This window comes from Armatimonas rosea (assembly GCF_014202505.1).
Lineage (GTDB): Bacteria > Armatimonadota > Armatimonadia > Armatimonadales > Armatimonadaceae > Armatimonas > Armatimonas rosea.
This window is the reverse complement of the sequence record NZ_JACHGW010000008.1, coordinates 58,453-81,284: the sequence shown is the minus strand read 5'-3', so window position 1 is coordinate 81,284 and position 22,832 is coordinate 58,453. Positions and strand designations below refer to the sequence as shown.

22 protein-coding genes are annotated in these 22,832 nt (G+C 61.7%); 4 read left to right on the top strand and 18 right to left on the bottom strand.

Features of this window, described 5'->3' with window-relative positions; genetic code table 11:
- Positions 1–23 precede the first annotated feature (23 nt).
- The 3 genes from HNQ39_RS27525 to HNQ39_RS27515 are packed head-to-tail and all read left to right on the top strand — an operon-like array spanning position 24 to position 2,185.
- Positions 24–992: a hypothetical protein gene (locus HNQ39_RS27525; RefSeq protein WP_184203815.1), complete on the top strand. Its 969-nt coding sequence runs from the start codon at positions 24–26 to the stop codon at positions 990–992.
- Between the two features lie 51 nt (positions 993–1,043).
- Positions 1,044–1,766 (top strand): SDR family oxidoreductase, encoded by a 723-nt coding sequence (locus tag HNQ39_RS27520; RefSeq protein WP_184203814.1) that lies wholly within the window; start codon positions 1,044–1,046, stop codon positions 1,764–1,766.
- The gene (locus HNQ39_RS27515; protein WP_184203813.1) at positions 1,760–2,185 is read left to right on the top strand and encodes a hypothetical protein; all 426 of its coding nucleotides are present in this window, start codon (positions 1,760–1,762) and stop codon (positions 2,183–2,185) included. Before HNQ39_RS27520 ends, HNQ39_RS27515 begins: the two co-directional genes overlap by 7 nt.
- Before the next feature lie 34 nt (positions 2,186–2,219).
- Here the strand turns inward: HNQ39_RS27515 and HNQ39_RS27510 are convergent, their stop codons facing one another.
- From HNQ39_RS27510 to HNQ39_RS27430, 17 genes are all read right to left on the bottom strand, one after another.
- Entirely contained in the window at positions 2,220–3,932 is a 1,713-nt protein-coding gene (locus tag HNQ39_RS27510; protein ID WP_184203812.1) for an NADH-quinone oxidoreductase subunit N, read from the bottom strand.
- A gap of 2 nt (positions 3,933–3,934) precedes the next feature.
- Entirely contained in the window at positions 3,935–5,392 is a 1,458-nt protein-coding gene (locus tag HNQ39_RS27505) for a complex I subunit 4 family protein (protein ID WP_184203811.1), read from the bottom strand.
- 3 nt (positions 5,393–5,395) lie between these two features.
- Positions 5,396–7,351 (bottom strand): NADH-quinone oxidoreductase subunit L, encoded by a 1,956-nt coding sequence (gene nuoL, locus HNQ39_RS27500; RefSeq protein ID WP_184203810.1) that lies wholly within the window; start codon positions 7,349–7,351, stop codon positions 5,396–5,398.
- Between the two features lie 2 nt (positions 7,352–7,353).
- Positions 7,354–7,662, bottom strand: a complete 309-nt coding sequence (gene nuoK, locus HNQ39_RS27495) for an NADH-quinone oxidoreductase subunit NuoK (protein WP_184203809.1) — start codon at positions 7,660–7,662, stop codon at positions 7,354–7,356.
- A 2-nt stretch (positions 7,663–7,664) separates the two neighbouring features.
- Entirely contained in the window at positions 7,665–8,345 is a 681-nt protein-coding gene (locus HNQ39_RS27490) for an NADH-quinone oxidoreductase subunit J family protein (protein WP_184203808.1), read from the bottom strand.
- Positions 8,346–8,825 (bottom strand): NADH-quinone oxidoreductase subunit NuoI, encoded by a 480-nt coding sequence (gene nuoI, locus HNQ39_RS27485; RefSeq protein WP_184203807.1) that lies wholly within the window; start codon positions 8,823–8,825, stop codon positions 8,346–8,348.
- A 3-nt stretch (positions 8,826–8,828) separates the two neighbouring features.
- Positions 8,829–10,253, bottom strand: coding sequence for a complex I subunit 1/NuoH family protein (locus HNQ39_RS27480; RefSeq protein WP_184203806.1), 1,425 nt, complete (start codon positions 10,251–10,253; stop codon positions 8,829–8,831).
- 9 nt (positions 10,254–10,262) lie between these two features.
- Positions 10,263–12,125, bottom strand: a complete 1,863-nt coding sequence (nuoG, locus tag HNQ39_RS27475; protein WP_184203805.1) for an NADH-quinone oxidoreductase subunit NuoG — start codon at positions 12,123–12,125, stop codon at positions 10,263–10,265.
- Positions 12,126–12,127: 2 nt separating this feature from the next.
- On the bottom strand, positions 12,128–12,904 hold the full coding sequence (locus HNQ39_RS27470; protein WP_184203804.1) for a glycosyltransferase family 2 protein: 777 nt from the start codon (positions 12,902–12,904) through the stop codon (positions 12,128–12,130).
- A gap of 9 nt (positions 12,905–12,913) precedes the next feature.
- Positions 12,914–14,221, bottom strand: coding sequence for an NADH-quinone oxidoreductase subunit NuoF (gene nuoF, locus HNQ39_RS27465; protein WP_184203803.1), 1,308 nt, complete (start codon positions 14,219–14,221; stop codon positions 12,914–12,916).
- A 2-nt stretch (positions 14,222–14,223) separates the two neighbouring features.
- On the bottom strand, positions 14,224–14,760 hold the full coding sequence (locus tag HNQ39_RS27460; RefSeq protein ID WP_184203802.1) for an NADH-quinone oxidoreductase subunit NuoE family protein: 537 nt from the start codon (positions 14,758–14,760) through the stop codon (positions 14,224–14,226).
- A 21-nt stretch (positions 14,761–14,781) separates the two neighbouring features.
- Entirely contained in the window at positions 14,782–15,936 is a 1,155-nt protein-coding gene (locus tag HNQ39_RS27455; protein WP_184203801.1) for an acyltransferase family protein, read from the bottom strand.
- Positions 15,936–17,102 carry an NADH dehydrogenase (quinone) subunit D gene (gene nuoD / locus HNQ39_RS27450; protein WP_343075992.1) on the bottom strand — a complete coding sequence of 389 codons (1,167 nt, stop codon included), beginning with the start codon at positions 17,100–17,102 and terminating at the stop codon, positions 15,936–15,938. Before nuoD ends, HNQ39_RS27455 begins: the two co-directional genes overlap by 1 nt.
- 84 nt (positions 17,103–17,186) lie before the next feature.
- Positions 17,187–17,798 carry an NADH-quinone oxidoreductase subunit C gene (locus HNQ39_RS27445; RefSeq protein ID WP_184203799.1) on the bottom strand — a complete coding sequence of 204 codons (612 nt, stop codon included), beginning with the start codon at positions 17,796–17,798 and terminating at the stop codon, positions 17,187–17,189.
- A gap of 6 nt (positions 17,799–17,804) precedes the next feature.
- On the bottom strand, positions 17,805–18,278 hold the full coding sequence (locus tag HNQ39_RS27440; protein WP_184203798.1) for an NADH-quinone oxidoreductase subunit B: 474 nt from the start codon (positions 18,276–18,278) through the stop codon (positions 17,805–17,807).
- 15 nt (positions 18,279–18,293) lie between these two features.
- Positions 18,294–18,659, bottom strand: a complete 366-nt coding sequence (locus HNQ39_RS27435; protein ID WP_184203797.1) for an NADH-quinone oxidoreductase subunit A — start codon at positions 18,657–18,659, stop codon at positions 18,294–18,296.
- Between the two features lie 101 nt (positions 18,660–18,760).
- Positions 18,761–20,020 (bottom strand): MFS transporter, encoded by a 1,260-nt coding sequence (locus HNQ39_RS27430; RefSeq protein ID WP_184203796.1) that lies wholly within the window; start codon positions 20,018–20,020, stop codon positions 18,761–18,763.
- 75 nt (positions 20,021–20,095) lie between these two features.
- Here HNQ39_RS27430 and HNQ39_RS27425 point away from each other — a divergent pair, with 75 nt between their 5' ends.
- Complete coding sequence (locus HNQ39_RS27425; RefSeq protein WP_184203795.1) at positions 20,096–21,991, top strand: hypothetical protein; 1,896 nt, start codon at positions 20,096–20,098, stop codon at positions 21,989–21,991.
- Here HNQ39_RS27425 and HNQ39_RS27420 read toward each other — a convergent pair.
- Complete coding sequence (locus tag HNQ39_RS27420; protein WP_184203794.1) at positions 21,915–22,817, bottom strand: hypothetical protein; 903 nt, start codon at positions 22,815–22,817, stop codon at positions 21,915–21,917. The two genes, HNQ39_RS27425 and HNQ39_RS27420, sit on opposite strands and share 77 nt — an antisense overlap.
- Between the last annotated feature and the right edge of the window lie 15 nt (positions 22,818–22,832).

Here is a 22,832-nt window from a genome sequence, read left to right as displayed (position 1 = left end):
AGAGCAAGCAGAAACGTAAACCCATGCGACGAGACCCCTCCCCCCCTTCTCCGCCCTCTCTGGGCGGCCTCTTTGACGACGACGAGCCACTAGCCGCTCCTGTAGTTGCGGCTCCAGAACCCATTGCCACTGAGCCTGACTCAGAGGCAGAGCCTCCGGTTGAGATTGAGGTTGAGGTTCCCGTCGTGCTTCCTCCGCCCAGCCCGGAACCGAAGCCTCTTGCCGTGCCCACTCCTGTGGCGCAGGCGGGCGAGCCGGATGGGGAGATTCTCTGGGAGGGAGCTGGGGTCGCCCACCAGCGCATGGACTTCGCGGTGCTGGCGGAGCTGCTACGCAATATCCAGCTGATGGTCAAGCGCCTGACTCCCACCCAGCCCTTCACCCTCCAGGCCGGGGTTGCCACCCAGCCCGGCGCGTTTTGCCTGCCGTTCTACCTGGTCCCGGAGACCGAGGCCGAGACAGGGCAGATTGAGCTGATCGAGCTGGACCCCGAGACCCCCGCAGACCTGCTGGCGCAGATGCTCGACGACAACGCGACCCACGAGCAGATCAGCAGCCACCTGACCAACGACTCGGTGCGGCGTAGCTATGTCCAGGTGATGAAGCAGATCGCGGCCCAGCAGCTGGTGATGACCTTCCGCACCAAGAACCTCGCGCAGCCCGGCGTGCTCACCCCGCGCCACGCCACCGAGCGGCAGGTCTGGTTCGACGATGCCCATACCAAGGTCGAGAATATCGTCCTGACCGGCGAGCTCCAGACCGGGACAATCGTCGCGGGCTCGTGCAAGATCCTGTGTGGGAGCGACCAGCAGCCCTACACGCTCCGGGTGGACAAGGCCCGCGCCTTGCAGCTCCGGGGCATCCCGCTGGCAGGGCTCGTGCGGGCGAGTGTCGAGCGGGTCACCACCACCCACCCCGACTTCGAGCGCCCTCGGATTGTCCATAGGCTCACCCATATCGAGCGCCTCGACACGCCGGGGCTCTTTGGCTAGCCTGCCCGAAAGGCCAGGGAACCGCCCGGAGAGCTGGCTGTACTAGAGGGCATGGGAAACACAACAGTCGCGCTGGTTACCGGCGCAAACAAGGGTATTGGTCTAGAGACCGCACGGCAGCTCGCCGCGCAGGGGATCACGGTCTATCTGGGATCGCGTGATCTTGCAAGGGGCGAGGCAGCGGCAAAGACCATCACGGGCGCAGTCCACACCCTCCAGCTCGATGTCACGGATACCGCGAGCATTGCTGCGGCAGTCGCAACCATTGAGGCAGCAGAGGGCAAGCTGGATATTCTGGTCAACAACGCGGGGCTGGGGACCTTCAACAAGCCCACGACCACGGAAGACCTCGCCCACTGGCGCTGGACCTTTGAGACCAACCTCTTTGGGCTGGTCGAGACCACGCAAGCCTTTCTGCCGCTACTCCAAAAGAGCGACGCCGGCCGGATCGTCCACCTGACCAGCATCCTGGGCTCCCTGACCATGGCAACCACGCCCGGCTCCCCTATCTACGGTGCCTCCGGGTTTGCCGCGGCCTACGGGGCGTCGAAAGCGGCGGTCAACATGTACACGGTGCACCTGGCCCGTGAGCTGGAGCCAACAGGGATCAAGGTGAATGCCGCCCACCCCGGCTGGGTCAAGACCGAGCTCGGCGGCGAAGGGGCAATGCTTGAGGTCTCCGAGGGCGCGGAGACCAGTGTCTGGCTGGCGACCCTCCCTGCCGATGGCCCCACGGGTGGCTACTTCCACAAGCAAGACCGCCTGCCGTGGTAGCTGAGACCGTTGGGCCGAAGAATCTCCCCGTCGCGGCTGCCAAGGTCGTCCTGAGCCTTGCATTTCTGGTCTTTGGGGCCAATGGGTTCCTGCACTTTCTGCCGATGCCCCCGACCAATCCCAAGGCGGAGGAGTTTCTCGGGCTGCTGAGTAGCACCGGCTATCTGCACGTGGTCAAGGCGCTGGAGATGATCGGCGGAGCGCTGATCCTGGGGGGGCGGCTCGCTCCCCTAGGCCTGCTTGTCTTGGGACCGATCTTGGTCAATATCGCCCTCTACGATCTGTTCTTCGATCCCAAGGGGCTCCCGGTAGTCGTCGTTCTGGGGGGACTGGCGCTCTTTATTGGGGTGCGGCACAAGGAGCACTTCCTCCCATTCTTTAGGCCACACCGCGACCACTGCACGTTCAAAGGAAAATAAAAAGTCCCCCCGGCTCGCACCGGGGGGACTTTACTTATTGGGGCGCTCCGCCGGGGGCGGGAGCCGCATTGGGCGCGTTGCCCGGACGGGGCGCGGCGGGGCCACCCCCACCAGGACGAGGCCGGCCGGCCGCCATCCCAGGGTCGGTGATGGTCGCTCCCATGAGCTGGAGGTTGTCCGTGATCCGGGTCGGCCCAAGAATCCCTGAGGGGAGAATCCCTAGGACAAGAAGCAGCACGGCGCAGACAACCGCCACGTTCTTGGCAGCCCCCGCCCGTAGCTCCGGGTTGGTATCGTCGGCGGGCTCGCGGAAGTACATCTGCACCACAAGGTTCAGGTAGTACACCAGCCCGATCACACTGATTACCAGCCCCACTGCTGCCAGCCAGACCAGCCCTGCCTGCATCGCGGCGTAGAAGAGGTAGAACTTCCCGAGGAAGCCTGCGGTTAGCGGAATCCCCGCCAGCGAGAGCATGAGGATGGTCACCACAGCGGCAGCCGCCGGGTTGCGGCGAGCTAGCCCCGCAAAACGACCGATCTCACAGAACTCCTCTTCGCCTGAGCGTCCCAGCCAGACCGTCACGGCGAAGATTCCCAGGTTCATGAGGGAGTAGGCCAGCAAGTAGAACCCAACGCTATCGGCAGCCAGTGCACTGATCCGCCCACTCGCACTGGGAGTGCTCGCCGCGATCACGCCGACGAGCAGGTAGCCCGCGTGTGCCACCGACGAGTACGCGAGCATGCGCTTGAGGTTAGTCTGGCGAATGGCGAGGATATTTCCCACCAGCATGGTCGCGACCGCGATTCCCACCAAGGCGTTACGCACGACCTCCCCACCAACCCCCGGCTCCGCGAAGGGCATGAGGAGCCGGACCAGGACCACAAAGGCCCCGATCTTGGCGGCGGCGGACATAAACGCCGCGATCGGAGCCGGGGCACCCTGGTAGACATCGGGCGCGTAGGAGTGGAAAGGAACGAGCGATGCCTTAAATCCAAGGCCCACTAGGATCAGCGCGATTCCCGCCAGAAAGAGCGGGGAGTGTCCCAGAGCCGCTTCCGTACCTGCCGTTCCATGGAGTGCCTCGGTGAGGGTAATCAGACTGGTGAACGAGCCAGGGATTGAACCGAGTGCCCCCGAGCGCACCGCAATCCCCACTGCGCCGTAGACCAGAGCGATTCCATAGAGCAGGAAACCAGACGCAAACGCTCCCAGGAGGAAGTACTTTACCGCGGACTCCTCCGAGCGCAGCTCACGGCGAGCGTAGCCCGCGAGGATGTAGAGCGCGACCGAGAGCACCTCAAGCCCCACAAAGACATTGACCAGGTCCAGCGCACTGACCATGACCATGGCCCCCGCGGTAGCAAAGAGGACTAGTGCGTAGAACTCGCCAAAGGGGAGCTTCTTATCTTCGAGATACCGCCCCGACATCCCGATGGTCAGTGCGGCGACAAGGCAAAGAGTGAGGCTCAGCAGGGAGCTAAACCCATCAACCGTCATCCCCCCGCCGAAGAGTCGGGTGAGGGACTGATCCGCGGCCTGCAGCTTGATCCCCGAGAGAGCCGCGGCTCCCAGACCCGGTAGGGTCGCAAAGGCACCGAGGGCCAGCCCAACAAAGCAGGTCAGAGCCAGCGACTTGCGCTCGGCAAATGCCTTCCGGCGCAGGTCTAGGAGCAGGACAAGCATCCCGCAGATCAGCACTACCAGCGGGGCCAGTAGCGCCTGTAGGTTCTCCAGTGTCTCTGTCATGACTACTTGTCCTCCGTCGGTGCCGCGACCACGAGCCCGGGGCGTATCAGATCGAGGCAGGCACGGGGGTAGACCCCCAGCACAAAGACCAGCACGACCACCACGCTCAGCACGATACGTGAGATACCCGTAAGATCGTTCATGGGATGCTCGGTGCGGGCGGCTCCATAGACCACGCGCTGGAACATCCAGAGCATGTAGACCGCCGACCAGATCACCCCCGTTGTCGCCAGAGCCGCCGCACCCGGGTAGGTCTGGAACGTGCCTAGCAGGATCAAGAACTCTCCCACAAAGCCATTGGTCAGCGGCAGGGCCACCGACGCCAGGGTCAGGATCAGAAAGACCCGCGCCAGGACCGGCACCTTGTCCCAGAGCCCGCCGAGGCTACGGATGCGCAGCGTCCCAGTCTGCTCCTCGATCAGGCCCAGCACCAGGAACAGGCCCCCAACCGTGACACCGTGGTTGATCATCTGCAGCAGCGCCCCCGAGACCCCTTGGGCGCTCCCTGAGAAGAGCCCCAGCACGACATAGCCCAGGTGGCTAATCGATGAGTACGCGATCAGGCGCTTGACATCCCGCTGCATCGCCGCGACAACCGCGCCGTAGAGAATCCCGGTGACAGCGAGGCCGATAAACAGCGGCGCATAGGTACGGGCGGCATCGGGGAAGAGCATGAGGCAGAAGCGGTAGAAGCCGTAGGTTCCCAGCTTCGCCATCGCTCCCGAGACCAGCACGACCCCCGCGGTAGGACAAGCGGCGTAGGCCTCCGGCTGCCAGGAGTGGAAGGGAAAGAGCGGGGTCTTGATAGCAAAGGCGACTGCGAAGCCCAGCATCAGCCAGACCCCCAGCATCCCCATGAGGGGTGTCTTGGCGAGACTTGCCTGAATCAGCAGGAAGTCAAAGCTCTGGTAGCGTGCCCCCAGCCAGATAATCGCGGCCAGCATCACCAGAGAGCCGACCACGGTGTAGATGAAGAACTTCATCAGGGCCTTGGTCGCCTTCTCTCCCCCAAAGACTCCCATCAGGAACCAGACCGGGATCAGACAGGCCTCGAAGAAGACATAGAACAGGATCAGGTCCAGCGCAGAGAACGCCCCGATCAGGGTGGCTTCCAGCAGCAGGAGCGCCCCAAAGTAGGTCTTCTCCTTGCCCTCCGCGACCTTGAAGGGGGTGATCACCGCGAGGGCGGCGAGGAGCCCCGTCAGGACCACCAAGAGCGCCCCAATACCATCGACCCCCACCTGGTAGCTAATTCCCAGTACAGGTAGCCAGGTGCTCTTCTGGAGCGTGCTCTCGTAGAAGCCCGCCAGATTCGGAGTTCCGCGGAGCAGAAGAAGCGAGAGGAGGAAAGTAACAGCAACACCAAGGCAGGCGATCAGACGCGCCTGTGCCCGTGGCAGAAAGGCGATAAGGAGCGCGGCCAGTGCAGGGACCAGGATGAGATAGGTCAGAAGTGACATGGTTTATTTCCCTCCCCGGCCCAGCAGCGATGTCAGGATCACGAGCACCACGCCCACCAGCATGGTCAGGGCGTAGCTTCGGACATAGCCACTCTGGAAGCGTGCGAGCTGATTGGAGAGCCCAGCAAAGCCATTGCTCACCCCTTGCACTAGACCATCGATCCCGCGTAGGTCGATTACCCGCCAGAGCCAGTTTGCCAGAAGCTTGCCCCGGTGGACAAAAAAGTCATTGTAGAACTCATCGACCCGCCACTTGTCGTAGACCAGCTGGTACCAGCCGCTCTCCCGCTGCTTCTCGGTGAGGAGCTCGCCGTTCTTGGCCGCCTTGACCCGGCTCCACGCGAGGAAGGAGACCACCACCGCGACAGCCGCGGAGGCGATCAGGAGCATCAGCTCCGACGAGACATGCAGGGCATTGGCCTCGGTGCGCCACTCGACATTCTCGCCGAGGAAGTGGCCAAAGGTATCGGGCAGGCTCACGCCCAAGGGCTTAAGCGCGGCGGGGTTGAGGAGGCCACCCAGTGCGGAGAGAAGCGCCAGGATACCTAGCGGTGCGGTCATGGAGACCGGCGACTCATGTAGGTGGTGCGCTTGCTCCTCGGTGCCGCGGAACTCACCCAGGAAGGTCTTGGCCATCATGCGCCACATGTAGAAAGCGGTCATCGCCGAGACCAGCAGGCCACCCGCCCAGAGTAGAGGGCTTCCGCCCACTCCCCCAAAGGCATTGAGCAGGATCTCGTCCTTGGAGAAGAAGCCCGCCAGCCCCGGGATCCCCGAGATCGCCAGGGTCCCCACAAACATGGTCAGGTAGGTGGTTGGGAGCTTCTTGGCAAGCCCACCCATCTGGCGCATGTCCTGCTCGCCGCCCATCGCATGGATCACCGAGCCGGAGCCCAGGAAGAGCAGGGCCTTGAAGAAGGCGTGGGTCGTGACATGGAACATCGCCGCGCCAAACGCGCCGGTGCCACAGGCCAAGAACATCAGCCCGAGCTGCGAGACAGTCGAGTAGGCGAGGACTTTCTTGATGTCGTTCTGCGCCAGGCCGATACTAGCTGCCAGGAGCGCTGTCAGCAGGCCGACAATGGCCACGAGGGTCATCGCACTGGGCGACATGAGAAAGAGCACGTGGGTGCGGCAGAGCAGGTAGACACCCGCGGTCACCATGGTCGCGGCATGGATCAGTGCGGAGACCGGGGTCGGGCCCTCCATCGCATCGGGGAGCCAGACATAGAGCGGAATCTGCGCACTCTTGCCACAGGCACCGAGGAAGAGCAGGATCGGGACCGTTGTCGCCACGAGCTCGTAGCCGATCGCGTTCGCGCCCTCGATTCCCTCTTTGGTCAGGATGCCGTTCTTGCCGTAGAACTCGAAGGTCCCAAAGTGGCGGAAGATCAGAAACAGCGCGATCAGAAACGCGGCGTCCCCGATTCGGTTGACAATGAAGGCTTTCTTGCCCGCATCGGTGGCGGACTTCTTCTCCTGCCAGAAGCCGATCAGCAAGTACGATGCCAGCCCGACTCCCTCCCAGCCGACAAACATCCCGACCAGGTTGCTGCTCATGACGAGCAAGAGCATGAAGAAGACAAAGAGGTTGAGGTAGGCAAAGTAGCGGCTGTAGTTCTTCTCGTGGCTCATGTAGCCCATCGAGTAGCCATGGATCAGCGCCCCGACTCCGGTGATGATCAGGAGCATCAGTGCCGTGAGCGTGTCGATGGAGAGCTTGAAGCTGACACTCAGGTTGCCGGCCTCAAACCAGACAAACTCCGACGAGAAAATGCGCTTTGCGCCCTCTGCTGCCTGTACCTGTCCTAGCAGAACCAGGGAGCACGCAAAGGCCACCCAGAGCAGGAGTGTCGCCAGGCCACCGGAGACGGTCTTGGGGAGCTTTGCCCCGATGAGGCCGTTGATCAGAAAGCCCACCAGCGGTAGCAGCGGGACGATCCAGGGGAGAAATTCCAAGGTTAGCCTCGCATCGTGTTGGTTTCGTCAACGTTGATATTATCGCGGAGCCGGAAGATCGCGATGAGGATTCCCAGCCCCACCGCCACTTCAGCCGCCGCGACCGCCATGACGAAGATTGAGAGCATCTGCCCGCCTGCGTCCCCCAGGTAGCGGCCAAAGGCCACCAGGCTCAGGTTGACGGCATTGAGCATGAGCTCGACACACATAAAAATGACGATCGGGTTGCGCTTGATCAGCACTCCGACCACGCCCGTTGCAAAGAGCAGCGCGGAGAGAATCAAGTACCAGGACAGGGGAACTTCAGCCATGCTCATGATTTTGTCGCCTCCTCGCCGTAGGCCCGGCGCGCCAGTACCACGGAGCCAATCACCGCGATCAGCAGGAGAATACTCGTTAGCTCAAAGGGGAAGAGCCAGGGAAGCTTCGGGTTGTAGAGGGTCTTGCCAATCCCCTGCGGCGAGCCCAGCGGGTAGCCATCGACCGTCGGCTCTGCACGCAGCGGCAGGCGCTCCGCAGTCGCCGACTCGTGCTCCGGCTCGACCCGTCCTCGCTCTTTCTGCTCCTCACGCGCGGCCTCAGTGGACTCGGAAGACTCGTCTTTTTTCTCTGCCGGGCTCTCCGTAGCTTCACTGCGATGCTGCTCCACGGGCACGGGCGCGGTCCCCTTGGTCACGGACCAGACCAGCGCTCCCGCCAGCAGGAGCCCTCCCAGGACCGCCACCGGGGTCTGGGCCTTGAGCTTGTTGAGCGACCGGTCCGGGGTGCCTAGGTTCAGGAGCATGATGACAAAGAGAAAGAGCACCATGATCGCCCCGGTGTAGACAATCACCTGCACCGCGGAGAGGAAGTAGGCATTGAGCAGGAGATAGAGCCCCGCAATGCAGAAGAGGTTCACCACCAGAAAGAGCGCGGAGCGCACCGGGTTGGGGTTGAGCACCACAAGGAGCGCCGCGACAAGAGCCAGGGCCGCCACCATCAAAAAGAGAATCATCTAGTCCACCCTCTCCCGGTTTGGATCGGGGACCAGCAGCATCTCCTTGGTGTAGACCAGCTTCTTGCGGCTATCCTCCGCGAGCTCGTAGATATCCTTCAGCTCGATCGCTCCGGTCGGGCAGGACTCCTGACAGAAGCCACAGTAGATACAGCGGAGCATGTTGATCTCGTAGCGGCTGGCGTAGCGCTCCCCCGGCGAGTAGCGGGCGTTGTCTTTGTTCTCGTCCGCCACCACGAGGATCGCATTGGCAGGACAGGCACCCGCACACAGCGAGCAGCCGATACACTTCTCCATGCCATTGTCGTAGCGGTTGAGGACATGGCGCCAGCGTGCACGCACCCCCATCGGTCGGCGAAACTCAGGGTACGCGATCGTGGTTTTCTTCTCGGTTAGCTTGCTCCCGATAGTCGCCAAGCCCTTGAAGGGCGCGGCCACCTCGGTCGCTATCTGTTTTACATCTGCCCAGAAATCTGACATGGTCTAGTCCTCGCTCACTCTCGGGGCCATCTTCACGGTGACAGGCTCGCGGCGGATCGGTAGGCGGGCGATCCCGACACTCTCTCCAGCAGGCACCAGCGCGGTCGAGAGCGCCTCTTTGGCCGCCGCTTCGTAGCTGGATTTTTTCCAGAGGAAGAGCACGCCCAGAAGCACCACACCGGGAACCAGCGCCACAAAGTGCCCAAACCAGCCGAGCTTTGTCTGCTGCAGCGCCATCGAGAGGGCGATCAGCAGCAGGTTGATCAGGGCCACGGGGATGATCCCCTTCCACCCCAGCTTCATCAGCATGTCGTAGCGCAGGCGGGGTAGGGTGGCGCGCACCGTGATAAAGAAGCCAATCAGCGCAAACCACTTGAGCACCAGCCAGAGAATCCCAATTCCTGTGTTGCTCAGATCGACAAACCAGCCCGGTAGGCTCGCCCAGACCGGCACTCCGAAGACGCTCATCGGGATGTGGCCCAGCGGCCCCCAGGGCGCAAGGTAGCCCCCGAAGAAGAGGACGATCGCAATGGCGGAGACAATGCCCATGTTGGCATACTCCCCCATGAAGAACATCGCGAACTTGAAGGAGCTGTACTCGGTGTGGAAGCCGGCCACCAGCTCGGTCTCGGCCTCGGGAAGGTCGAAGGGGGCGCGGTTGGTCTCGGCCAGCATCGAGATAAGATAGATGCCACAGGCCACTAGCCCAAGCGGGAAGAAGGCCAAGAAGTGCCAGTTCCAGAAGCCCGAGCTCACGGCCTGTGGTGCCCAGGTGTAGGCAGACTCCCCGATGGGGTAGCCGCTGACGCCATCCGGGCCCAGCTCAAAGACTCCCTGGTGCTGGACAATGCCAATCGTGCTGACCTGGCCGGCCATGAGCAGGACCGCCAGGATCGAGAGGCCCATTCCTAGCTCGTAGGAGATCACTTGCGACGCCGCACGGAGGCTCCCCAGTAGCGAGTACTTGTTATTCGACGACCACCCCGCTAGGATCACGCCATAGACCTCGATGGAGGCGATGGCCAAGAGCAGCAGGATTCCGCCGGTGTCGAGGCGCGGCGCAACCGCTCCCCAGTCCCGTGAGCTCCCCCAAGGAAGCACGGTCAGGGACATGATCACGGGAGCAAGTGCCACCCCAGGCGCCATGTAGTAGAGGATCTTATCGACATTGGTGGGGGTGATGTCCTCTTTGGTGATGAGCTTGAGCGCATCGGCGAGGGGCTGGAGGAGGCCCTGCGGCCCCACACGGTTGGGCCCCAAGCGCCCCTGGTACCAGCCCAGAAGCCGGCGCTCCAGCCAGACCAAGATAGGCACCGACCCCAGCCCCCCCACCAGCGCGATCACCAGTCGGAGGACGGAGCGGACCACCTCGGCCCACCACTCAATCTTGTCGCCCGGCAGGACGAATAGTTGCTGCCAGATATCCATAATCTCTGACTACCCTTGCGCCTTTTCCCACTCGCGGTAGATGTCGCGCGCCGAGAAGTACGGCTGCGCTTTCCCGAGGCGGGCCAGCAGATCGGCAAGAATGCGCCAGTCCGGGCGGGAGTCGCCACGCGGCGCGATTGCCTGCTTGATCTTCTGCTCGCGGCCCTCGATATTGACGAAGGTGCCGTCTTTCTCGGCAAAGCTTGCGGCAGGGAGCACCACACTAGCGAGCTTTGCGGTCTCGGTGAGGAAGAGCTCCTGCACCACCACAAACTCCGCCTTCGCGACAGCCTCCCGCGCTTTTGCCGGGTCATGATACCGCACAACCGGGTCGGAGCCCAAGATATAGAGCATCTTTAGGTTACCGGAGAGAATCTGCGCGAGCTCGCCGCCGGTGACACCCGCCTTCACGGCTCCCCAGGAGTTGGCATCGGGCAGGAGGATATTGAGCTTTGCGCTCTTCTCCGCACACGCGGCCTGCGCAGCGGCGTAGTCCGCCTCCGAGAGCGTGTGAGGCAGGAGCAGGACCGCGCCCTCGCTCAGGCTCTCGATCGCCTCAGCGACCGTCGCGGCCTGAACCCAGCTCGCGCCCTTCTTGCTACGCGCCTTGTGCACCCGCAGGTAGACAATCGGCTGGTCGTCTTCCAGCTTCATGCCAACCGAGATAATTTTCTTCGCACTCTCCAGCTCGGCGATACTGGTCTGCATCGGGATCAGCGGGTACGGGTGCATTTGATGCCCGACATGGGCCGTCCCAATCGCTCCCTTGAGCAGCTTGGCAAAGAGATAGTTGTCTTCGAGCGTCGCCCGCGTCGAGCCGATCCCACCGATCTGCTCGGGCTTGTAGTGCTTGAGCGCCTCGACAATCTTGGTCAGGGCAGCGTCCCAGCTAGCAGGCTGGAGCTTGCCGTCCATGTCGCGGATCAGCGGCGTGGTCAGGCGCTCCTCGCTATTGACATACGCGTGGCCGAACTTGCCGCGGTCGCAGGTCCACTCCTCGTTGATCTCCTCGTTGGTGCGGGCGTTGATGCGCACCAGCTCCCCGAGGCGATGGCCGACGGCGATATTGCACCCATTGCCGCACTTGGAGCAGACCGAGTCCACGGACTTCACTTCCCACGGGCGGCCCTTAAAGCGAAACTGGCGGCTGGTCAGCGCCCCGACCGGACAGATCTCGATCGTGTTGCCCGAGAAGTTGGAGTCGAAGCTCGCGCCCATAAAGGGGCCGATCTCGGTCTGGGCACCGCGGTTGATCAGGTCCAGCTTGCCATCGCCGGCGATCTCGTCGGCGAAGCGGGTGCAGCGCATACAGGTGATGCAGCGCTCGCGGTCCAGCACGACATAGTCCGAGATGGGCTTGGCCTTGGGGTAGTGGCGCTTCTCCTCGGTGTAGCGGCTGGTCGGGGGGCCGTAGGAGATCGTCATGTTCTGCAGCGGGCACTCACCGCCACGGTCACAGATCGGGCAGTCCAGCGGGTGGTTGGCCAGCAGCAGCTCCAGAATCCCGTTCTGGGCCTTCTTGACCTCGGGGGTCTGGGTCTTGACCACCATGCCCTCGGAGCAGGGGATCGTGCAGGTGGCCATGATACTGGCGCGCCGCTGCCCAAACATCTCAAGCTCGACACTCGCCAGACACATGCGGCAAGCCCCGACACTGGTGAGGCGTGGGTGGTAGCAGAAGTAGGGCACATCGCTCCCGGCGCGAAACGCCGCCTCGATCACCAGGGTTCCCTTGGGCACCGCCACCGGTGCGCCGTCCACCACCAGGTTCACCAGCTCGACTCCCGCCGCCGCTGCCTTGTCCTGATCCGCCACGGCCTTCGCCGCGTCCGCCTTTTCCTGCGGCGTCTGTTCTCGTTTCTCGTCCGCCATAGCTATTGTTCTCTTACCGCGCCGGGCAATTTCTTGCCCCCGTCCTCAAAGATTTTCGAGCGCTTCACGCCCCACACATGCAACCGGTAGGCCACCGCCGTCCCGAGCACCCCTAGACCATAGATTACCGAGCGCTTGAAGTTAATCGACGATGCCTCGGGGAAGTACTTGGTCGGGCAGGAGATCTCCCCGATCCGAAACCCGAAGCGCACCGCCTGCGCCAGCATCTGGTTGTCAAAGACAAAATCGTCGCTATTTTCCTCCAGCGGGAGGGTCTCCAGCACCTTACGCGAGAACGCCCGGTACCCGGTGTGGTACTCCGAGAGCTTCATGCCCAGCAGGACATTCTCCGCGCCGGTCAGCCAGCGGTTGGCGGCGTACTTCCAGTAGGGCATCCCCCCCTTGAGCGCACCGCTCCCCAAGATCCGCGAGCCCAGCACCACATCAAACTCGTCCGATGCCACCAACCAAGTCATCGCCCCAATCAGCTTGGGCGTGTACTGGTAGTCCGGGTGGAGCATCACAACAATCTCCGCCCCTCGCTTCAGCGCCTCGGTGTAGCAGGTCTTCTGGTTGCCGCCGTAGCCCCGGTTCTTCGGGTGCACCACATATGGAATCCCCAACTTCTGCGCCACCGCCACGGTCTCGTCTTTCGAGCAGTCGTCCACCAGAAGGACCTCGTCCACAATATCGCTCGGAATCTCGGAGAGGGTCTTCTCCAGAGTCCTTGCGGCGTTGTAGGCGGGCATCACCACCATCACCTTCTGGCCCTTGACCATCGGAGAGCCCTACAGACCGATCGTCGTCAGATCGGTCATCGCGTCCTTCCCGCCCCGAATGTAGGCCAAGTACTCGTCTCTAAAGAGCAGCAAGCTCGTCATCACCGGCCAGATCGCTCCCTCGCCCAGTGCGCAGAAGCTCTTGCCGCGGATACTGTCGCAGATATCCCAGATCAGGTCGATATCGCTCTCCTTGCCTGCCCCGGCGACAATGCGCCCGTAGATCTTGTGGAGCCAGTTAAGCCCCTCACGACAGGGGGTGCACTTGCCGCAGCTCTCGTGATGATAAAAATCCACCAGCCGCTGCGTGATGGGCACGATGGGCGTCGTCTCGTCAAAGACAATCAGCCCGCCCGAGCCCAGCCCCAGGGTCTTCGTATTGGCGGGGATGCCCTCGTAGTCGAAGGGGTAGTCCAGCGGGGTGGGCGGCGCAAAGCCCATCGACGACCCCCCGGGGATGTAGGTCTTGAGCGTGTGGCCCTTGCGAACCCCACCGCAGAGCTCCAGCACCTCGCTAAACGGCGTCCCCAGCACGATCTCGTAGACCCCAGGCTTCTCGACATGGCCCGAGATGGAGAAGAGCTTGGTGCCCCGCGAGCGCGGTGAGCCATAGCCGATCTCGGCGTACTTGGCACCACCCAGCTCGATAATGGGCAACAAGGTCGATACCGTCTCGACATTGTTGACCACGCTGGGTCGCTTCCACGCACCGGAGATCATCGGCAGGGGCGCGGCGGGCGGCTTCATGCGCGGCATACCTCGCTCGCCCATCAGGGAGCTCATCAGCGCGGACTCCTCGCCGCACTCGTAGGCCCCCGCCCCGAGGTGGGTGTAGATGTCAAAGTCCAGCCCGGAGCCTAGGACATTCTTGCCGCAGAAGCCTTTCTCGTAGGCCTCGTTGATGGCCTTCTGGACACTCTTCCAGGGCTCGATGTACTCGCCGCGGATGTAGATATAGCACTTGCTCGCCCGGATGGCGTGCATGGAGATCAGACAGCCCTCGACCAGTAGGTGCGGCAGGCCGTTCATCAGATCACGGTCTTTGGCAGTCCCTGGCTCCCCTTCATCCGCATTGATAATCAGATAGTGCTCGACATCGCGGTTCTTGGGGACAGCGTTCCACTTGATATGGGTCGGGAAGCCCGCGCCCCCGCGCCCACGCAGGCCGGAGACTTTCACTTCCTCGATCACCGCATCGGGCTCCATCGCGAGGGCTTTTTTAAAGTTCTCGTAGCCGCCGTGCGCCATCCAGACATCGATGGTGTTGATGCCAGGAACATGACGGTGTTTGTACAGAAGCTGGGGTTGCTCACTCATGGCTAGAACTTCCTCATCTCAGGCATGGCAGACTGGGGCGGGGTGACCACCTCGCTCGGGGCGCTCTTGAGTTTTTCTAAAAGCGCGTCCATCTGCTCGGCGGTGACATTCTCGTAGTAGGTTCCGCCCACTTGCACGGCAGGAGCATTGCAGCACGCGCCCAAGCACTCGACCCGCGCCAGGGTGAAGACCCCATCGGCCGTGGTCTCGCCGGTCGCGGAGACCCCGAGCTTGCGCTCACAGTGCTGGATCAGCTGCTCGGCACCGAGCACCATGCAGCTGACATTGTGGCAGATCTCGATGGCGTGCTGGCCGCGCGGCTCTTTGTTGTACATGGTGTAGAACGTGGCCACACCCTGCACATCGGCCGTCGGGAGCTCCAGGTGCTGCGCCACTTCGTCCATGGCCTCCAGCGGGAGCCAGCCGCCGTACACCTCTTGCGCCACCCAGAGCGACGGTAGCAGCGCCGCCTTCTTGGTCGGGTAGCGCGAGATCAGCTCATCGAGGCGTGCCTTATCTTTTTCCGTAAACTTAGACATTACCAATATTCCTAAAAATTCCTAAACCCGCATGAACGGTCGCTCGACATATTTATAAGAAAAATAAGAGAGAAGCACAACAAGACTCAGAGCTAGAGAGAGTGTGGCAAATACGGATAAGAAGCCAGCCCCAAGGTACTTCATCACTAAAAATATTACCACAGCCATCACAAAGCAATGGTACAAGTAGATACTGTAGGATATTTTCCCGAGAAAAACAAGGAAAGGCAACGACAAAAAACCAACCAAGAAAGACTTCTTATTCCCTAAAATTGCATCAATGCATAGAACCATCACCCCGATTGAGATACCACCTGACAATAACTCAACGATATAGTTATGATGCTCTAACCATTTATCATCCCTGGTAAAAAACAAAACAGATAACAAACAAAACGCGGCAAGTATAGCAGATACAAACATCAATCTCGCAGCATCAGACATACCTTTAATAGCAACTCTGTAATTATACCATGCAGCGTATGCAGCTAGGGCAAAGATAAAGACAAACCAGGAGTGCGGCCAGAAAAATTTATTTGAAAAAGCGATTGGGAGTCTCGATATCGCAAATAAAACCACAGAAAGTGCTGCTCCAGATAATAATAAAGAATTTGCCTTAAATCTAGAGTACAGTGGCATCATCACAAACGCGTACATGAAATATATCTGCCATTCCACTGCCACACTCCATAAAGGCGGGTTTATATTAAAAACCCAATTCTGATTAATATTATGTATTAATAATAAATGGGATATCACCCCTGAGAACATATCTACTGGAATTGCATTCTGAAAAAGAAGGCTTTTATGAAGAACATCCGAGCCATTCATCAAAACAATGCCTAATAATAGGCACACATAGTAACCAGGCAATATACGCCGACACCGGCGAATTAGGAACTCTCTCCAGCCATTTTTCAATGTATCGCTTGATGATCTCACAGTCGACAACATCAAACAATAGCCAGAAATCGCAATAAATGCCGCAACGGAGCAGTTCCCAAAATTCAAAAACCTAAAGTATGACTTTATATTCTGGGTTAAAATACTTGAGTAGGCAATAGAGAGCTCAAACCAAAAATGGTACAGCACCACATAGACACAAGCAAGTCCTCGAAAACCATCCAGAAAGGCCAATTTATTGGCCTTCTGTTCGCTGGTATTAGGGACTTGCATTAGCGGTCAATGTCTCCCAGGACAATATCAATCGAGCCGATGATGGCGACCACATCGGCGACCATGCGCCCCTCACACATCTGGGGGAGCGCCTGAAGGTTGTAGAAACTCGGGCCCTTGATCTTGACCCGGTACGGCTTGTTGGAGCCGTCGCTGACCACGTAGTAGGCCTTCTCGCCGCGGGGGCCCTCGACCGCACCAATGGCCTCGCCCACCGGCGGATGGTAGCCCTCGGTGTAGAGCTTGAAGTGGTGGATCAGGGCCTCCATCGATGTGTCCAGCTCGGCACGGGGTGGCGGGGCGATCTTGCGGTCCGCAGTGCGCACGGGAGCCTTCGCGCCCATCTCGACCACCTTTGCGTAGGACTGCTCGCAGATCTTCAGAGACTCCCAGAGCTCGGCCATACGCACCCGGTAGCGGTCGTAGACATCGCCATAGGTGCCGACGCAGATATCGAAATCGAACTCTTCGTAGCGGGAGTACGGGTTGGTTTTTCGCAGGTCAAACGCGACACCGCTGGCACGCAGGCTTGGACCGGCCATTCCAAAGGCGATCGCCTGTTCGGCGCTGAGCATCCCGATCCCGCGCGTACGCTCGATCCAGATGGGGTTGTTGGTCAGCAGGCCCTCGTAGAGCTCGATGCGCGCCGGGAAGTAGTCCAGAAACGCACGGACACGCTCCAGCCAGCCCTGCGGCGCATCGCCGCGCAGGCCGCCGGGGCAGATCCAGCTGGTCTTGGTGCGCACGCCAGAGAGGTGCTCCTTGAGCTCCAGAATCCGGTCGCGGTCCTGCCAGGTGTAGAAGAACATGCTCATCGCGCCGATATCCAGCGCATGGGTTCCCAGCCAGAGGCAGTGCGATGCGATCCGCTCCAGCTCGTTGAGTAGGACACGCATGTAGTCGGCCTTGGGCGGAATGGCCACATCGAGCAGCTTCTCGACGGCAAGCGAGTACGCGAGGTTGTTACAGAGATTGGAGAGATAGTCCTCGCGGTCGGTGAGCACCAGAGCCTTGTAGTAGCTCAGGTTCTCCATGGTCTTCTCAATGCCAGTGTGCAGGTAGCCGATATGCGGCGTGCAGCGCACGACCGTCTCGCCATCGAGCTCCAGCACGAGCCGAAGCACGCCGTGCGTGGAAGGATGCGACGGCCCCATGTTGATGGTCATGGTCTCCTGGGCCGTCTCCGGGTCCAGATACCGCTCGATCTCGATGCCCGCTTGGGGCACTTTCTCTAAAGACGCGCTCATGGTCTACTTGCCTTGCTCCCGGACATTGTGAGAAAACTCGACTTCCTCGCCGCCCAAGGGGAAGTCCTTCCGCAAGGGATGCCCCACCCAGTCGTCGGGCATGAGGATGCGGCGTAGGTCGGCGTGGTGGTTGAAGGTGATGCCCAGCATGTCGTAGATCTCGCGCTCGGGCCACTCGGCGGCGGGCCAGACCCCGCTGGTCGTGTCAATGGTCGGGTCGTCCTCCCCCACCTGCGCCTTGACCACGATCCGGCGGTAGGTCTTGAGCGAGTAGAGGCTGTAGACCACCTCGAAGCGCGGCTCGGTCTCAAAGCCCAGCAGGTCCACGCCCAGGATATCGGAGACCAGCTTGTACTCCAGCGACGCGTGATCGCGCAGCACGGTCAGCAGGCCGACAATGCGCTCCTTCTTGACCGTGATAAAGTCCTGGCCGCGGAAGCGCTTGCTGGCGACAATCTCCGCGCCATAGCCCGCGTCCACGAGCGCCTTCACCTCCGGTGACTCGTCGGCCGTGAGATTGGACTCCCCCCGCCGCGCAAGATCGGCCTTGAAGGTCCGGTCGCGAATCGCTAAGTCCGAGCCCGAGAGCCCCAGACGAACATCAACATCTACCATTTTTTATCAATATCTTTCGCTAAAGCGCTCTTTATCGATCTTCTTCTGAAGCTCCATGACGGCGTGAATCAGCGCATCGGGGCTCGGGGGGCAGCCGGGGACATAGATATCCACGGGGACGATTTGATCGACACCCTGCACGACGGCGTAGTTGTTGAAGACCCCGCCGTTGCTGGCGCAGTCGCCCATCGCGATCACCCACTTGGGGTCGGGCATCTGGTCGTAGACCTGGCGCAGGACCGGGGCCATCTTCTTACAGACACGCCCGCTGACGATCATCAGATCGGCCTGGCGCGGCGAGGCCCGGAACGCCTCGGAGCCAAAGCGGGAGAGGTCGAAGCGGCTGTCGGTGGAGGCCATCATCTCGATGGCGCAGCAGGCCAGCCCGAAGGTGGCGGGCCAGAGGGAGTTCTTACGCCCCCAGTTCACCATCTTGTTCAGCGATGCCGTCAAAAACGGCTGGTCAGTTTCCTGGCTCATAATAACTCTTGTTTCCTAGCCCCACTCGAAGGCGCCGCGACGCCAGATATAGATGTAGCCCACAAACAGGATCGCGACAAACACCACCATCTCCACCAGGTTGAAGAGCATCATTCCCCCACTGGCCCCGTAGGTCACTGCCCAGGGATAGAGGAAGACCGTCTCGATATCAAAGACGATAAAGAGCATGGCGATGAGATAGAACTTGATGGGGAAGCGCTCCCGCGCGGAGCCGATGGGAGTCACCCCACACTCGTAGGGGCTGTTCTTCTGCGGAGAGGGTCGCCGCGGGCCGAGCACCGCAGAGAGCAGAATAAAGACCGCCGAGAGGATCACGGCGGCAAGCCCCATCACCAAGACCGGAATATAGGAGTTGAGCATAGCTATGTTTCTCATCAGACGCGTCCGTCTGACTTTGCGAAGTTTATCACAAACCCCCTTCTAAAATCAATCGTTGTCGTTTAAGGAAGCGGTTTTCCCGCCTAGGGATGGTCGTCTTTTCCCTGAGGCAGCCCATCGGTTTTGTTGAGTAGCTCACGGGGAAGAAACGGGATCACCAGGAGCACCAGCGCGGTCGTTCCGGCGTTGAGCCAGATCAGGTGGGTGAAGCCAAAGCCGTACTTCGTGAAGAGAGTCGAGCCCACCCAGTCCGAGAGGGAGTTGGTGAGGTTCCAGACACTCATCATCACCGAGTACCCTAACGCCTCGCTGCCCCGAGGAGTTCCCCGTGCCGCAAGATCGTAGACAGGCAGCACCGCCAAGGTCTGGGTGACTCCCTCCAGCGCAGTGATCGCAATCGCCGTGCCGGGCGTCTGGTAGAAGTGGTAGAAGAGGGTTCCCAGCGCATGAACTAAGATGCTGACATAGAGGATCAGCCGCATGCTCCCCTTCTGGCAGAACTTGTGGTACCCCGCCGCTGTCAGGAGCCCAAACGCCGCCCCGATCAGGGTTAGGTTCCCCAGAAACTGCTTGGAGAGCCCCAGGGTGTTGGTCTGGTAGAAGAACAGCGGCGTGTTAAAGCCCGGCGAGGCCGCGATCAGAAAGATCATCCCCGCCGCCGCCAGCACCACTCTACTCTTCACCAGCCCCCGGAACTGCTCCCCTGCCTCGTGCCAGAGCTCTTTATTCAGGGTCGCTTTCTGCGGCTCCTTGAGCCAGAACCAGACAATCGGGATCAGCGCAAAGTGCAGGGTCGCGGAGAGGCTCAGGGTGAGCAGGAGCGGGAACTTCGCCAGAAATCCCCCCAGTGGCCCGCCCACCAGCGACCCGAGCCGGAACATCCCGATCCGCTGCGCGGTCAGCCGCCCCGCCGCCGCAAAGCGCTGCGCGGTCTCGACCATCACCCCCCCGAAGGTCGTGGAGATGATCATCACCATGGTATAAGTCGTCGCAAAGACCCCGAGCATCAAGTTGTAGCTGCGAGGGACACTCCCCAGGATCAGCCACCCGAGCCCGCAGAGCAAGAGGCTCAGGATCAGGTACCAGCGGCGGCGTGTCCCAAAGAGCGGGACACTATCGGTGAGGATCCCCGCCAGCGGCTTGACATAGTTGCTAAAGACCCCCAGCGCAAAGAACGCGGAGATCTGCTGGGCATTGAGATGAAGCTCTTCCTTGAGCACAAACTTAAGCGGCAGGTCGTAGATGCCGTAGGCGATATTGGTCAGGCCCCAGCCCAGCCCCAGCAGGAGCACCATCTGGGAGAAGCCCGGCAGAGAGGGAGTGTCAGCAGCTTTGGTGGACATGGTGGATTGTACAACCAAAAGCCGCCAGAGCGACGGTACCGTAACCAAAAGTGCTCTTGGGACGTTCTTGCTCTTATGAACCTGCGCTCTCCTCGCTTTTTCGCTCTCCTGGCGGGTGCCGCCCTCGCGACGGCCGCGCTCAATCCCCTGACAAGCAACCTGGCTCGCACGCAGCTTGGGATGGTCTTTGGAGGCTCGCAAAAAGTGGTGCAGAACCTCTATAGCCTCGGGCTGAAGCAAGAGGACATGCCGCTCTCCTGGGCACTTCCCGCACCGGAGCCCCAGCACACGGAGGAGGCGTATGCCCGCACCCTGGCGGCCCACCCCGACGATACCGAGCTTCAGATCGCGGGGGTGCTTCAGGACACAGACCGCACCAAGCTCCTCCCTCGGCTCCGGGCGCGTGCCCAGACCAGCAACCGTCCCGAGTGGCACATCGCCGCGCTGCGCTGTGCCTGTCGTGGGGAGCTCTTTCCGCGCAACCGCGCCCAGGAGCAAGAGCTTCTCTCCGCAGAGCCGCTTCGTGGCGCACAAGATCGCCCCATTGATAGTGCCGCCTTCGAGCGCGCCCTCACCGATGCCCAGCGCGGCGCGGCCCTCGATCCGTCGAACGCCTTCTTTCCGGCGATGGAGGCGCTGACGCTCTACGGCCTGAAGCGGGACTCCAAGGCGCAGGCCGCTCTACACCGCGCCGCGCTCTGCCCGCGCTTCGATGATGGCGTGCGCACGGAGATGCAGGGGACGCTCCGGCTCCGTGAGGCAGCGCTTGGCCCACAGCTCGCCCTCACCGAGACCGCGGTCGCCGCCGCCACCCTCTTTCCCCACTACGCCTCGCTACGTGCCCTTGCACGGCTCGCGACCGTGCAAGCGATGCAGAAAGAGCAAGCGGGCGATATTAAAAATGGCCTCGCCCTACGCCGCTCGGTGATGCTACTAGGAGAGAGAGTCGGCCAGCAGAGCAATAACCATATCGGCGCACTGGTGGGCACCGCCATGGTCGCTGTCGCCTACGGCCGGCCGGGGGGTGCCCCCGCAGTCGCCTCCCCCTCCGCCGCACAGGCCCACCTTCAGGGGCCGCCGGGCTGCCTCGACTGTACAGAAGATCTCCCCTCGGCGGAAGAGCAGGCCACGCGTAAGGCACAAGCTGAGGCAGTGGCGACGGAGCGTCTGCGGCAGTGGAAGGCCTTTGCGACCAAGAACGGAGCGAAAGACCTGGTTGAGACGATCGTGCAAAACCGGGCGCGCAAGGAGACGCTCACTGCAACCTACGAGAAAACAACCGATCAGTCTCTCTATGGCGTATCACGAGTCATGATCCAGAACTTTAGGCACCTGACAGCACTGAATCTCTTGCTGAGTTTTGCTCTGGTAGTGCTTCTCGGGGGGATCGGCAAGCTGCTCCTGCGCCGCTGGCCTGCGGGAGAGGCCGCGCACCCGGCGGTCGGCTGGGGGCTGGGCCTCGTTTTCTGCCCCCTCTTGCTCCCTGTGGCGCTCTGGAAGCTCCGCAAGGCCGAGGGGAGCTGGGGACGGCGGCTCGGTCTGCTCTCCGCGACCTGGCTCCTGCCCTATCTCGCCATCGCGCTCCTGGTGCGCGCCGAGGCGGGAGCGATCGCGCCGTGGCTGGCGATGGTGGGGCTGATGCAAGGCCTCGCTGGCGGAACAAGTGCCCCTGAGATGGAAGGGGCCGTCCTGCTCTGGACGAGCCTCGTCGGAGTGACTCTGGCACTACCCCTTCTCTGGCTCGTGGGACTGGCGCTTGTGAGCTGGCGACGCCGGGTTCCCGCCACCTACGGAGTCGCACGAGGCACCGCACAGACCGCCCTACCCGTGGCTGCGGCTCTCTGCGTGGCCTATGCGCTGCTCGTGCCCTCTGTCGCCCAACAAGAGCGCCAGCTCAAGCGGGAGCTTGCGGAGCTGACGGCGTCCGAGACGGCCTATCAGGCGCGGCTTGCGGCTCAATCGCAAAGGTAAACTCCTGGCCGCTCACAAACGGCGCGTCGAGCTCGATGTTCTCAAAGGCAAGCCCGCCGGGGATCGCGGCCTCGCTCAGCCAGTAGGTGCGGCGGGCATTGACACGGGCGATCAAGCCAGGGACCTCTTTGGTGCGCCAGAGATGCCGACCAGGCTTGCCCTCGTAGAACCAGCCGGGAAATGTCGCCGGGGCATAGGTCGCGGCGAGCAGGTCTGCCTCGTCGGTCTCCGCCGCCAGCACGACCTCGTTGCCGCGCCTCACGAGCTCGTGGGCGGGAAAGCTGCGGTGGGGCTCGAAGCCCAGGCGGTCGGGAGCCAGGGTGGGCCAGAGGGTCTTTGCCTCGACCACCCGGTCCTTGAGAAAGAGCCTTCGCAGCCGGCCGTAGTTGCCCATGGTCGCGGTGAGGATGCAGCGCTCCATCGGGGCACTCCCCGGTGCGGCAAGGCAGCGCAGCGTGACGTCGTAGGGGCGCTCCGCGTGAAAGACCGCCTCGATCATCGGCCTCGCGCCATTGGCCAGGGGCTCCACCGTAAAGCGCACGGTCAAGGTCTTTCCCTGTTCCTTGGTCTCGCCCGCCACAATCCCACGGCTCTCTAGCTCCGAGAACCCGCGCCGCCCCGCCACGACCGGCTCAACCGCGATGTAGTTGACGACCCGTGGGTAGGCCTGGCCTAAGTAGGGTGCATAGACACGCAGGAGCCCCGGCGGCCCTGGTGTCGGGGGGAGCCCGAGCCGAAGCCCCTTTGTATTTCCCCAGACGGGGAGCGCCGCCGCACTACCTGCTCCCAGTACCGGTCTTTGCCAAATTTGGTCGCTCTCTCTCAATATAAATACTTTCTA

Excerpts from the sequence above, each read along its gene's own strand:
- nuoF (WP_184203803.1), bottom strand. The coding sequence starts at position 14,221 with ATGAGTGAGCAACCCCAGCTTCTGTACAAACACCGTCATGTTCCTGGC.
- HNQ39_RS27425 (WP_184203795.1), top strand. The coding sequence starts at position 20,096 with ATGAACCTGCGCTCTCCTCGCTTTTTCGCTCTCCTGGCGGGTGCCGCC.
- nuoK (WP_184203809.1), bottom strand. The coding sequence starts at position 7,662 with ATGGCTGAAGTTCCCCTGTCCTGGTACTTGATTCTCTCCGCGCTGCTC.
- nuoD (WP_343075992.1), bottom strand. The coding sequence starts at position 17,102 with ATGACCATCAACATGGGGCCGTCGCATCCTTCCACGCACGGCGTGCTT.
- HNQ39_RS27460 (WP_184203802.1), bottom strand. The coding sequence starts at position 14,760 with ATGTCTAAGTTTACGGAAAAAGATAAGGCACGCCTCGATGAGCTGATC.
- HNQ39_RS27505 (WP_184203811.1), bottom strand. The coding sequence starts at position 5,392 with ATGTCACTTCTGACCTATCTCATCCTGGTCCCTGCACTGGCCGCGCTC.
- nuoI (WP_184203807.1), bottom strand. The coding sequence starts at position 8,825 with ATGTCAGATTTCTGGGCAGATGTAAAACAGATAGCGACCGAGGTGGCC.
- HNQ39_RS27520 (WP_184203814.1), top strand. The coding sequence starts at position 1,044 with ATGGGAAACACAACAGTCGCGCTGGTTACCGGCGCAAACAAGGGTATT.
- nuoG (WP_184203805.1), bottom strand. The coding sequence starts at position 12,125 with ATGGCGGACGAGAAACGAGAACAGACGCCGCAGGAAAAGGCGGACGCG.
- HNQ39_RS27510 (WP_184203812.1), bottom strand. The coding sequence starts at position 3,932 with ATGACAGAGACACTGGAGAACCTACAGGCGCTACTGGCCCCGCTGGTA.
- HNQ39_RS27435 (WP_184203797.1), bottom strand. The coding sequence starts at position 18,659 with ATGCTCAACTCCTATATTCCGGTCTTGGTGATGGGGCTTGCCGCCGTG.
- HNQ39_RS27490 (WP_184203808.1), bottom strand. The coding sequence starts at position 8,345 with ATGATTCTCTTTTTGATGGTGGCGGCCCTGGCTCTTGTCGCGGCGCTC.
- HNQ39_RS27445 (WP_184203799.1), bottom strand. The coding sequence starts at position 17,798 with ATGGTAGATGTTGATGTTCGTCTGGGGCTCTCGGGCTCGGACTTAGCG.
- HNQ39_RS27440 (WP_184203798.1), bottom strand. The coding sequence starts at position 18,278 with ATGAGCCAGGAAACTGACCAGCCGTTTTTGACGGCATCGCTGAACAAG.
- HNQ39_RS27430 (WP_184203796.1), bottom strand. The coding sequence starts at position 20,020 with ATGTCCACCAAAGCTGCTGACACTCCCTCTCTGCCGGGCTTCTCCCAG.
- HNQ39_RS27480 (WP_184203806.1), bottom strand. The coding sequence starts at position 10,253 with ATGGATATCTGGCAGCAACTATTCGTCCTGCCGGGCGACAAGATTGAG.
- HNQ39_RS27470 (WP_184203804.1), bottom strand. The coding sequence starts at position 12,904 with ATGGTCAAGGGCCAGAAGGTGATGGTGGTGATGCCCGCCTACAACGCC.
- HNQ39_RS27455 (WP_184203801.1), bottom strand. The coding sequence starts at position 15,936 with ATGCAAGTCCCTAATACCAGCGAACAGAAGGCCAATAAATTGGCCTTT.
- HNQ39_RS27525 (WP_184203815.1), top strand. The coding sequence starts at position 24 with ATGCGACGAGACCCCTCCCCCCCTTCTCCGCCCTCTCTGGGCGGCCTC.